Genomic DNA, 11,842 nt, shown 5'->3' with positions numbered 1-11,842 from the left:
GTAGATTTCGTAGGGGTGCCCCTTAAGGCGATCCGCTATACAGATACGATTTATAGCCTGTGATCAGTGGAACCAGGGTTCAAACGGATCCGGGTATTCGGCCCAGTTTTCTGGCCCCTGAGCCATCTCTTCATCGGTAAGCAGTGCGTTTTCCAGCTTGTTGCGCAGACCGGCCTCATCCATTTCAATGCCGATGAAGACGATCTCCTGACGCGCATCGCCCGTGCCCTCAACCCAGTTCTGCATGATGTATTCCAGCGTTTCGGGATCTTCCGGCCAGCGCTCTTTTGGCGCGCTTGCCCACCACATCCCCGCTAAGCCCTGACGTGTCACTCCGCCCGCTTGTGACCATGAACCGGCGTAATGCGGGCGACTGGCAAGCCAGAAGAACCCTTTCGATCTCACCACGCCTTGCAGATCGCCCTCGATAACGTCGGCAAAGCGCGTGGGATGAAACGGACGGCGTGCGCGGAACACAAAGTTGCGAATACCGTACTCTTCGGTTTCTGGTGTGTGCGAACCGCGCAGTTCTTGCAACCAGCCTGGTGCCTGCGATGCTGCGTCAAAATCAAACAAACCGGTATTCAGGACCTGATCGAGTGCGACTTTGCCAAATTCAGACGTCACGATACGCGCGCGCGGATTCAGTGAATGCAGGATCGCCATCAAGCGGGCTTTTTCCGCCTCATCAATCAGGTCGGTTTTGTTCAGAATCAACACGTCGCAAAATTCAATCTGATCCACCAGCAGGTCAACCACGGTGCGCTGATCTTCTTCACCCAGCGACTCACCGCGTGACTGAATGCTTTCATTGGATTCATAGTCGCGCAGGAAATTGAAGCCATCCACCACCGTAACCATGGTATCCAGCGCGGCAACTTCGGACAGGCTTTGCCCGTCTTCGTCAGCAAAGGTGAAGGTTTCGGCTACCGGCAAGGGTTCGGAAATTCCGGTGGATTCAATCACCAGATTGTCGAATCGACCGTCTTTGGCCAAGCGATCGACCTCCAGCAGTAAATCTTCACGCAGCGTGCAGCAGATGCAGCCGTTGCTCATTTCCACCAGCTTCTCATCAGTACGCGATAACTCCGCACCACCCTCTCGCACGAGCGCAGCGTCAATGTTCACTTCAGACATATCGTTGACGATCACCGCCACGCGACGACCTTCGCGGTTATTCAAAATATGGTTAAGCAGCGTGGTTTTTCCCGCACCGAGAAAGCCAGAAAGCACGGTGACCGGCAGTTTTTTGAAATTGGGGGATAAAGATGACATTGCGACTCCTGCAAAATGACGTAAGCGAGTGCGATAGCGTACTATCCTCACTCTTATTTTAGTTATGTTATAACATAACAATTGCAGTTGTCATGATGTCAGAGAAAAGTTTGTTGTGGCGGCAAAGAAGAAGCGGGCCAGAAAAGGCCCGCCTGAGGGAATTACTTATTGTCGGGATAGCTCAGATCGATCGCGTCATCTGGCAGTTTGGTGAAGGTCTTCACGATAGTGCGGAAGTCCGCAGTCGGCGTGAGATCGGCAAACTGCTGCGGATAGAGATCTTTTGCCAGAATCTCCATACCAACGATGTTGTATGGATGGTTATAGAAATGATGGTAGACGCCATACACCCGGCCGTTTTTCACGGGTTCAATCTGCGCCAGTCCGGTGCGCTTCAACAGCGTCTGGAAGGTTGCTTTGACCTCGGTTGGCTGCACGCCATAGCCAAATGGCAGCACATTGGTGTTCGGACGTTTAGAACCGGTCATGATGTAAACGTCAGGTTTCATCGCGATGATTTTTTCTAACGCAATGAATCCAACGTTGCCCGGTAACAATTCTGAACCGATATTTTTACCACCGACCGCTTCGACCAATCCGCCCCAACCGTTGTGGCTGTGAGTAAAGCAGCAATTATCGCTGTTACCGGCAATCGGCTCGATGAAGACGGTCGGTTTGTTCTTCACCTCAGCAACGCCTTTGGTAAGGCGATCGAACTTTTGCTGATAGAAATCGGTATAGGCCTTGGCCTGAGTTTCGCGGTTCAGCACTTTACCCAGCAAGGTAACGCTCGGCGCAGTGTTCTGCGCGGGATGCAGTTCGTAATCCACGAAGACCACGGGAATATGCAGATTGTTTAAGGTATTCAGCACGCCCGATTGTTCTAGCGCCGGTTTTGCACGCAGCTGAGCAATCATCAAATCTGGTTTCTGCGCCAATACGCTTTCCAGATTGACCTGTCCTTGATCGCTGAAGCCCATATCGACAATTTTTGTCGCTTCTGGCCATTTGCCCTTCAACATATCCCAGGTTTGCGTGTCCTGTTTTTTCGGCAAGTTATTCCACGCCACAACACGTTTGAAAGGGTCATCACGATCCAGCAGCGCCAGCGTCAAAATGTCGCGGCCATCCTGCAGGATAATGTGTTGGGGTTCTTTGTTGATGGTTTGCGTGTGACCATCCATATCGGTGACGGTCAGCGGATAGGTGGTAGCCGAAGCCGCCGTGGAAGCCAGTAACCCCATTGCCAAAAGCAGGCGCGTTTTCATCCTAAAACTCCGTGGTAAAAAGAATAGTTATTATTATCAATTACCTTAACACAACCTTAAGTGACAAAAATAAACATCAGGGCAATGGGTTGTAACGGATTGAGTCAAAGAGGATGGGGTTGGTTTTTCGTAGGGTGCGCATTTATGCGCACCTGGAAATGCATCAGGTAAAATCTGACAGCTTCTGCCCGGAGGTAATCAACTCCTGCAACAGCATCTGACGACGCTCCTGTGGCGTATCACGGCTGACCATAAAGCAGATCGCCGCCACCGCCTGACCGCTGCGAGATCGAATTGGCGCTGCCATGCAGCAGGTAAAGCTTTCAGACAGGCCTTCTGTCATGCAATAGCCCAGCTTGCCTGCATGATGGATCTCATCAAGAAACGCTCTTTTATCAAGAATCTGGCCGCTGGCGAGGCGATAATCTTCTTCCGGGATCAAATCGAGAATCGCACTGTCAGACCAGTTACTCAGCAGCAAACGCCCGGTGGCGGTCCAGGTGATAGGCACACGCACACCGATATCTGAGGTGATTTTGAAAGGGTGAGCATTACTGCTCTCGGACAGTACCACGGTGTATTTGTTGCCTTCCAGCATGCAAAGTTGCACGGTTTCGCCGTGGCGCGCCACAATCTCCACCATCAACTGATGGGCACGGCGGATAAGGTCATTGTGCGCCATGTAGTCTGCACCGTAATAGTGCATCTCACGCCCAAAGAACACCGCACCCTCGGCATCTAATTCCACCAGTCCCGCTTCACTTAATAGACTCACTAACTCATAGACACTGGAACGCGGTGCGCCTGTGGCATCGATCAGATCGCGCATCGCCATTGGCTGACGAGCAGCATGCAACTGTCGGAAAATATCAATAACCCGGTCAACACCGCGTGCCCGTGAAGGTTTCTCATCCGGCATTTGCTCACTCCCCTGTTGCATTGGTGCGATTGGAATATGCTAAAAAAGAAAAGCATCATACACCCCAACACAATAATTACCCATCCCTGTAAAAATAAAAAATAGTCACGCCCGTTATATTACAGCGTTCTATTTTGGGGCCTCATTTTGGCGCATACCTGTTTCACTCACACTTAATAAATCACGACAAAGGTCACATTATTTTTAAACAATGACACGCATTGAATTTTATTTTGCGATCCCGACGACATCACAAAAAATTAAATAGCGGGTGACATATTGCAAAAGCAAATCCACTGTGCAAATCTTGCCCTATCCGGTATTGCAGACTTGAGTCTGATATACCAGACAAACTGACAGACCCACAAATGAGGCAAAATTGCATGGCGATTAAGCGTTATGGCATTGAAGGCGGAACAGGTACCGGCGGGCAAAAATTGCCGTTCGCCCGTGCGGTAGAAGCTGATGGCTGGCTGTTTATCTCGGGCCAGACGCCGATGCGCGACGGTGAGGTAGTGGAAGGCGGCATCATTGAACAGACGCAGTTAGCGTTCGATAACTGTCTGACCATCATGCGCGAGGCCGGCTATCGCGTGGAGGATGTGGTGCACGTCACCGCAGTGTTAACCGACGCGCGTTATTTCAGTTCCTTTAATAAAGTTTTCAGTGAGATATTCAGCGGCAACCCACCGGCACGTATTTGTAGCGTGCAGGATTTAGTGGTCGACTGCAAAGTGGAAGTGGATTTCAAATGCTTCCGCGCCGATCGTAAATAATTATTACGGTTAAAACAGGCTGACGAATTCTATTTCTTCGCCAACACCAGGACAGCCTGTTATTAATTGATGCTTTTCATTTTGCTGTGAAATATCGGCATTACGCCGACTCATAACCATTTTATAGAGAGCATAAAATGAACACAACATCGCTTAAATTCGGCGCCGCTGCGCTGGCATTGCTGGTTTTAGCTGGCTGCACACCCACCGAAGAAAAAAAAGAAGCGGGTGCCGCACCGCAATCGGCTCTGCAAAACGTACTGCAACGCGGCACGCTGCGTGTCGGTGATTGCCTGAGCTTTGCCCCCTTTGGTTTTTATGACAAAGACGGCAACCCGGACGGATATGACGTCGATTTAGCGAAAGCACTCGCCAAAGAGATGGGCGTGAAACTGGAGATGGTCAACACCACCAGCGCCAACCGTATTCCAAACCTGCAAACCAATAAAGTCGATGTCGTGTTCTGTAACTTCACTCGCAATCTGGAACGTGCCAAAGAGATTGGCTTCACCAACCCGTACGTGGTGGCGAGTGAAGCGATGTTGGTGCGCAAAAACAGCGGCATTCAATCAGCCCATGATATGGCAGGCAAAACCATCGCCACGGTGAAGGGTTCCACCAACGGGGATGAAGTCCGCAACCTTGGCATTGACGTGAAAATCCAGGAATACGATTCATCGCAAGCCGCGATCCTCGCCGTGAAGCAGGGTCAGGCCGATGCGATGATCGAAGATAACAACTTCCTTGCTTACCAAGCCAAGCTGGACCCTACGCTGACCGTCACCAACGAGGCGCTGGTTCCGTTGGAATATAACGCCTTCGGTGTGAAACAAGGTGATCAGGTGTGGACCAACTATCTAAATGAATTCCTTTTTGAGATTAATGCATCGGGTGAAAACGCCCAGCTGTATCAGAAATGGTTTGGCAGCAAACCGCGTTACCCGCTGAACCCGCAATTTTGATTAAACGGCGGCGCGGCAGTGAATGCCGCGCCGTACGAAGGAGCCAAATTATGAATTATCAATGGCTAACCCTGTGGCGCTACGCCGATACCTTCCTGGAGGCCGCGTGGCTGACATTACAGGTGACACTGTTGGCATTCGTGCTGGCGGTGGCGTTGGGCTTGTTGTCGGCATTAGCGAAATCATCGCCCGTGGCTCCACTGCGTTGGATCAGTCACTGTTATGTTGAATTCATTCGCAACACGCCGGTTCTGCTGCAGATTTTTATCATCTTCTTTGGACTGCCCTCGTTGGGCATCACCATGAGCGCCTTTACCGCCGGTGTGTTGGCGCTGGGCGTTAACGTCGGCGCCTACCTGTCTGAAACCTTTCGCGCCGGGATTCAATCCGTGCCAAAAGGCCAGCTAGAGGCGGCATACATTCTCGGTATTCCGCGTCGGCAGATTTTTCTCAGTGTGGTGTTGCCACAGGCAGCGCACGCAGTATGGCCGGCGATCATCAACAACCTGATTCAGTTACTGCTTGGCACCTCGTTACTTTCCGCGATCGCCCTGCCGGAACTGACCGGGACCGCCACGGTCATCAACGCCCGAACCTTGCTTTATATCCAGACCTTTAGCGTGGTCGCACTCGTCTATCTGGTACTGAGCAATCTGTTCTCCTGGCTGGGCACGGTAGCTGGACGGCGCATGTTCCATCCGCCGCTGGTGACACCAGTAAAAAAGTCCGCTTGGTGGTGGGCAAAAAAATGGCTGACTAATCCAGTGAAACGGGAGAATGCGTTATGAGCGAGTTAATTATCAGCTCCTTCCCCATCCTGCTAAAAGGATTGGGTATCACGCTGTTGCTGTCCATCGCCGCCATCATCGGTAGTACCCTGCTGGGTTTACTGGCTGCCGTGCTGAGAACCAGCCGACTGCCGGTTGCTAAGCAAATCGCGGTGATCTATACCGAACTGTTTCGCGGCACACCAGTGCTGATCACGCTGATGTTTATCTACTTCGGCGTGGCCTATTTCGGTTATGAGATCAATCTGTTTGCCGCTGGGATCCTCGGCTTAAGCATCTATCAAGGTGCCTATATCGCCGAAGTGTTCCGCGCCGGGATTGAAGCCGTACCGAAAGGTCAGTGGGAAGTGTCGTGGATCCTTGGGCTTTCCAAACGTCAAACCTTCATGAGCGTAGTGCTGCCCCAAACCCGTGGCATCGTGTTGCCGCCGCTGGCGGGTCAGTATCTTTCGCTGATTAAAGACACCTCGATCGTCAGCATGATCGGCATGTCCGAACTGATGCATCAGGGCCAGGCGATTGTCGACCGCATTGGACAACCGGTGGTGATTTACGGCTTGGTTGCCCTGCTCTACTTCGCCATTTGCTTCCCGCTTTCTCGTTGGGTTCAACATCATCAAACCAGGAGCCAAATATCATGAGCCAATCCGCGATTACGCTGAGCCGCATTTCAAAATCGTTTGGCCCGACGCAGGTGCTGAAAGAGATCAGTCTGGAAGTTTCACCTGGCGAAGTGCTGGTGTTGATTGGTGCATCCGGTTCAGGAAAAAGCACCGTACTGCGCATTATGAGCGGTTTAGAAACCGCTGATGGCGGCGAAATCTGGGTCAATAAAGTGCCTCTGCACGACCGTAAACGCAGCAGTGAAATTTGCGGTCACGTCGGCATGGTGTTCCAGCAGTTCAACCTGTTCCCCCACAAAACCGCGTTAGGCAACGTCACTCTGGCGTTGATCAAAGCGCAAAAGCTCTCTGAAGCGGAGGCCAACAAACGTGGCATGGCGGCCCTAACGCGTGTAGGGCTGGCCGAGCGTGCACATTATTATCCGGCGCAACTTTCCGGTGGTCAGCAGCAGCGCGTCGCCATTGCACGTGCATTGGCGGTGGAACCGAAAATCATGTTCTTCGATGAAGCCACCTCCGCACTCGACCCTGAGCTGGTCGGCGAGGTAATGGAAGTGATGCGCAGTCTGGCGCGTGAAGGCATGACCATGGTGGTAGTGACGCATGAAATGGGCTTTGCGCGTAAAACCGCCGATCGCGTGGTGTTTATGGATCAGGGCGTCATTGCTGAACAAGGTTCACCTGAGCAACTCTTTGTGAACCCGCAGAATCCGCGCACGCAACAATTCTTATCGCGCGTGCTTGAGCACTAACAGGAGCCACTATGTCGATTCGCTTTCCGCTGCACGCGGATGGTTTACTGGATGCACAACAAGCCGCACCACGTTTTAAATCGGTTGCGGGTGCGGGGAATTCGCCGTTAGCACAGGGTACTGCGGTGTTTAACAGTGACGAGGTCTTCTCGCCGTTAATGATAATGAAGCAGTCAGCGCTGGAGAATAACCTGCGCCAGCTGGCTGCCTTCTGTCGGGAACAGGGCATCATGTTGGCGGCGCACGGTAAAACCTCAATGTCGCCCGCAGTGTTACGCCGTGCAATCACCGAGGGCGGCGCCTGGGGACTGGGTGCCGCTACGCCAGCGCAAGTGCGTGCGCTGCGCCAGTTGGTATTCGCAATGTGTTTCTCGCCAATGAACTGGTCGATCCGGCAGGCATTCGCTGGATTGCGCAGTGGCAGCAGCAGCATCCTGATCATGGCTTCCTGTGCTATGTCGATTCACTGCAGGGAGTAAAACTGCTGGAGCAGCATCTCGGTGATGTACAAATTTCGGTGCTGCTGGAAATGTCGGTCAGTGGCGGGCGAACCGGTTGCCGCTCACAGCAAGAAGCCCTGAAGATTGCCGAAGCGATCAAAGCCAGTTCTGCACTTCAGTTGGTGGGTGTGGCGGGTTATGAAGGCGCCTTAGGGGCCGGGCGCGATGCTGAGGGCGTACGGCGGGTAAAAGAGTATTGCCAGATGATGGTGAGCACCGCTGCGCTACTGGCTGAAAAACAGTTGTTCAGCAGTGAACATATCATCCTCAGTGCTGGCGGCGGCGCATGGTTTGACGTGGTCACCGAGTGCTTTACCGCTACTACCCTGCCACTGCCGATGACGCCGTTAATCCGTTCAGGTGCTTATATGGCACACGACAGCGGTTTGTATGCGCGTATTGCGCCGTTTGCTCAACCTGGCGCCAGCCATCATTTCGACGCGGCACTGGAGATTTGGGGTCGGGTGTTATCCCGTCCTGAACCGGGCTTAGCGTTTATCGACTTTGGTCGACGTGACGTGCCTTTCGATCAGGACCTGCCGAATCCGCTGTGGATCCGCAACGCAGACGGCAGTGAACCCCGTTCAGCCGCGCATTTGCGCATCAGCGACGTAAACGATCAGCACGCCTATCTCCTACTGCCTGATGATGAAGGGCTGCAGCCGGGTGACTGGGTAGGATGCGGTATTTCTCATCCTTGTACTGCATTTGATAAATGGCGCTATCTGCCGCTGGTGGATGATGATTATTGCGTCACAGATTCACTGGAAACAGCATTTTGACCACAAAAAAGCTGCCAATATTGGCAGCCCATTCTGGCACATCCTTGTACGACCATTCGGGGTCAGACGTTGTGCCTTCAATGAATAAATAATAACACATAAAATAATTAGCAGGCTAGTTATTTTACTGCCAATGCCAATTTCACCGCGTCTTCAGCGTGGATCAACGTGGTATCAAACAGCGGCACACTGGCATCTTCGGCCTGCACCAGCAAGGTGATTTCAGTGCAACCCAAAATGATCGCTTCTGCGCCTTGCTCCACCAGCTCAGCAATAATTTTACGGTACTGCGCGCGCGATTCCTCACGAATAATACCGAGGCATAACTCCTGATAAATGATGTCGTGCACCGTTTTACGGCCGGGTGCATCGGGCACCAACACTTCAATGTCAGACTGTGCCAAACGGCCTTTATAGAATTCCTGCTCCATAGTGAATGCCGTCGCCAGTAAGCCCACGCGCTTCACGCCAGCGGATTGAATACGCTGAGCAGTCGCATCGGCGATATGGAGCAGCGGGATATCCACAGCACCGGTAATCTGGTCAGCGACTTTGTGCATGGTGTTAGTGCAGAGCACAATGAAGTCCGCCCCGCCCTTTTCCAGACTGCGCGCTGCTTCTGCCAGAATCTCGCCGGCTCGCTGCCATTCTCCCGCCACTTGCAGCTTCTCAATTTCCTGAAAGTCGACGCTGTACATCAGGCTGCGCGCCGAGTGTAATCCGCCAAGTTGCTGCTTCACCTGTTCATTGATGATGCGATAGTAGAGCGCCGTCGATTCCCAACTCATCCCACCGATCAAACCGATCATTTTCATCTGCGATTATCCTTTATCAAGCCTGTTCAGCACTGTACGGGATTTGTCAGTCTGGTGCATGCCCCCAGCTCAAATACAGGGTTTGCGGCACACTTATGCGCGATCGACCTCAAGTGGCGCGTTTTCCGGCCAGCGCGCTGAGGGAAACAACGATAAGCGGATATTGAACAGATGGAACATCGGCGCAAACAACGCCTGTTCCTGTAATGTTCGCGCCTCTAAACCCAACAGCAGGCGATTAAGTTCATGCAACAACGCCGGATGGGGCTGTGTCTGCAGGGATTTCAGCCTGTGTTTGAGGAACACACTCAGCTCATGGAACATCGCCGCACTCTCAATGCCATTCTCTGTCAGCAGCGCCTTGTGCCGCGTGTAATAGTCGTAACAGTTGGCACCAAGCCAGGCTTCGGCAATCAGATTGCCGCCGGAAACCAGGTCGGGTGAGGGATCGACGCGCTTACGTGGCAGAATAATGTTGACCTTATCCAGCGTACGCGCCACAAATTGCTGGCGCGCCGTCATCGTTACCGTGTTGAGGCGCAGCGCAGCGATAAACTGCAGTAAATCGCGGATCCCTTTACGCAGCGTGCGTTTCGCCGTCCACGATGGACGCTTGTTGCGAATTAGCAACGTCAGTACCAGGGCGATGACAATGCCCACCAGCGTCGAAATCATTGCGTTCACTATAAGCAGAAGATCGGGTTTGAAATTATGACTCATGCCAATCAGCCCCGGAATCTGCGTGGCGACGATCAGGCCAATCAAATTGGTTGCCGGGTTGGCAATCACCAATCCCAGCGCAAATAACCCGGGCGCGAGGCAGATGATCATCGCTTCAAACGTTACCGCTTGTGGTATCAACACGGTAACGTAAAGCAGGCTTATTGCCATTGAGATCAAGACACCCTTCAGAAATAGCTTCATTGGCGCGATGGGGCTATCCAGCCCGGCAAAGAAGGAGCAGAGTACCGCCGCCATCATCGGCGCAGTCGAGCCATCTTTCCAGCCGCTGCCGATCCAGAACAAGCAGGTGCCGAAGGTGGCAAGAAACGCAGTAAAGCAGGAGAGCAGCAGCAAACCTTTATCGACATGCTTATGCGCACGCACGGTTTTTCCCGGCTTGACGGTCGGTGTCCACTCACTCACGCGCTCGCTGACGCTGTGATAGGCATTAGCGATACGCACGAAGTTAAGCAGGCGCTCCAGCAATCCAATCAACAAAATACTCTCTTCACTATTGAGTCGCCCTTCCTGCCAGGCCTGTTTCAACTGCGCCTGTGCAACGGTGAGGACATCGTGCACCTGGACCTGATCATTGCCATTTAGCCATAACAAAAACTGCTGGAACGCCTCAGCCACATAGTCCGGAAAGCGGATTTCCTGCTGTGCCAACAAATTGAGACGTGATTCAATTGCCGTTAGCGTCGGGATCAAATAGGAGAGGTGTTGATACTGCACGCTGACCAACCGCACCAGACGTCGCGCGGCATCGCCTTCATATACACAGTGTGTAATCAGGGTTTCGACGTTGAGAGGATAGTTCGCCATCTGAACCAGAATATCTTCTCGTTCTACCGATTTATCAGCTGGCATCACCGTAACCAGCTCGCTGCACAGCTTACGGGCATTTTGGTACCACAGGCTGACACTCTGCTCGAGTAGATTGCGCATCGTCACTGGCATGATCAGACGATGTACCAAGCTGCTACAGATGATCGCTACTGTGATCTCCTCAATACGCGAAATCACGGTGTAAGTGATTTCTGACGGTGAGGTGACATCGGGAAAGCCCATAATGGCGGCGCTGTATCCGGCAAGCATAAACACATAACTTTTCGGCGTGCGGTCATGCAATGACAGGTATAGGCATACCGCCACCCACAGTGAAATGCACAGGCTGAACATCATCGGAGACTGAACCGTGATGGGATAAATCAGTAATGTGAATAATCCACCGAGTACGGTGCCGAACAAACGGAACACCGACTTGGAGACCGTTGAACCCGAATAGAGCTGCGACGCAACGTACACTGTAGTCAGTGACCAGGCCGGTTTATCAAGATTCAGTTCCAGAGCGATATAAAAGGCCAGAAAGGCGGCAAGACAAGTTTTGGCAGAGAACAACACTGCACTTTGTGAAAACCACTTCATAGAGCGAAAGAAACCCTTAGCAGGCAACGTAAGTGCCTATCCTGACAGAAGCATATCGATATGACATTTTGATTTGTTATACAAATTATTACCGTGCTAATTATCCGGGCATCTATGCAAATTTTGGTGACATGCTGATTACAGTGAATGATCGCGATCACAAAAATTCAGTTATAAGCGATCGAAATTAGTTATTTATTGGTTATATAAGCGCTTTGTTATGGTGAGCAA

General features: G+C 52.2%; 10 protein-coding genes and 1 pseudogene. 6 read left to right on the top strand and 5 right to left on the bottom strand.

What is annotated here, in order from left to right:
- Positions 1 to 63: 63 nt before the first annotated feature.
- From zigA to HA51_RS08010, 3 genes are all read right to left on the bottom strand, one after another.
- On the bottom strand, positions 64 to 1,275 hold the full coding sequence (zigA, locus tag HA51_RS08020) for a zinc metallochaperone GTPase ZigA (protein WP_084934016.1): 1,212 nt from the start codon (positions 1,273 to 1,275) through the stop codon (positions 64 to 66).
- A gap of 161 nt (positions 1,276 to 1,436) precedes the next feature.
- Positions 1,437 to 2,543 (bottom strand): ABC transporter substrate-binding protein, encoded by a 1,107-nt coding sequence (locus HA51_RS08015; protein WP_084934015.1) that lies wholly within the window; start codon positions 2,541 to 2,543, stop codon positions 1,437 to 1,439.
- 163 nt (positions 2,544 to 2,706) lie between these two features.
- Complete coding sequence (locus HA51_RS08010) at positions 2,707 to 3,462, bottom strand: IclR family transcriptional regulator (protein WP_084934014.1); 756 nt, start codon at positions 3,460 to 3,462, stop codon at positions 2,707 to 2,709.
- A gap of 383 nt (positions 3,463 to 3,845) precedes the next feature.
- Here HA51_RS08010 and HA51_RS08005 point away from each other — a divergent pair, with 383 nt between their 5' ends.
- From HA51_RS08005 to HA51_RS07980, 6 genes and pseudogenes are all read left to right on the top strand, one after another.
- Positions 3,846 to 4,238, top strand: coding sequence for a RidA family protein (locus HA51_RS08005; RefSeq protein ID WP_084934013.1), 393 nt, complete (start codon positions 3,846 to 3,848; stop codon positions 4,236 to 4,238).
- 137 nt (positions 4,239 to 4,375) lie between these two features.
- The gene (locus HA51_RS08000; RefSeq protein WP_039330201.1) at positions 4,376 to 5,200 is read left to right on the top strand and encodes an ABC transporter substrate-binding protein; all 825 of its coding nucleotides are present in this window, start codon (positions 4,376 to 4,378) and stop codon (positions 5,198 to 5,200) included.
- A gap of 50 nt (positions 5,201 to 5,250) precedes the next feature.
- A complete protein-coding gene (locus HA51_RS07995; RefSeq protein ID WP_084934012.1) occupies positions 5,251 to 5,988 on the top strand; it encodes an amino acid ABC transporter permease in 738 nt (245 codons plus the stop codon).
- On the top strand, positions 5,985 to 6,629 hold the full coding sequence (locus tag HA51_RS07990) for an amino acid ABC transporter permease (RefSeq protein WP_084934011.1): 645 nt from the start codon (positions 5,985 to 5,987) through the stop codon (positions 6,627 to 6,629). Before HA51_RS07995 ends, HA51_RS07990 begins: the two co-directional genes overlap by 4 nt.
- Positions 6,626 to 7,363 (top strand): amino acid ABC transporter ATP-binding protein, encoded by a 738-nt coding sequence (locus HA51_RS07985; protein ID WP_084934010.1) that lies wholly within the window; start codon positions 6,626 to 6,628, stop codon positions 7,361 to 7,363. Before HA51_RS07990 ends, HA51_RS07985 begins: the two co-directional genes overlap by 4 nt.
- An 11-nt stretch (positions 7,364 to 7,374) precedes the next feature.
- Positions 7,375 to 8,645, top strand: a pseudogene (locus tag HA51_RS07980) (alanine racemase).
- A gap of 119 nt (positions 8,646 to 8,764) precedes the next feature.
- On the opposite strand, the gene HA51_RS07975 reads toward HA51_RS07980, so the two are convergent.
- Both HA51_RS07975 and HA51_RS07970 read right to left on the bottom strand, forming a co-directional pair.
- Positions 8,765 to 9,460 (bottom strand): aspartate/glutamate racemase family protein, encoded by a 696-nt coding sequence (locus HA51_RS07975; protein WP_084934009.1) that lies wholly within the window; start codon positions 9,458 to 9,460, stop codon positions 8,765 to 8,767.
- 93 nt (positions 9,461 to 9,553) lie between these two features.
- Positions 9,554 to 11,611 (bottom strand): FUSC family protein, encoded by a 2,058-nt coding sequence (locus HA51_RS07970; RefSeq protein WP_084934008.1) that lies wholly within the window; start codon positions 11,609 to 11,611, stop codon positions 9,554 to 9,556.
- Positions 11,612 to 11,842: the final 231 nt, after the last annotated feature.

Source organism: Pantoea rwandensis (assembly GCF_002095475.1).
Classification (GTDB): Bacteria; Pseudomonadota; Gammaproteobacteria; order Enterobacterales; family Enterobacteriaceae; genus Pantoea; species Pantoea rwandensis.
Note: the sequence above shows the minus strand (reverse complement) of the source record. Positions and strands in the feature narration are given on the sequence as shown.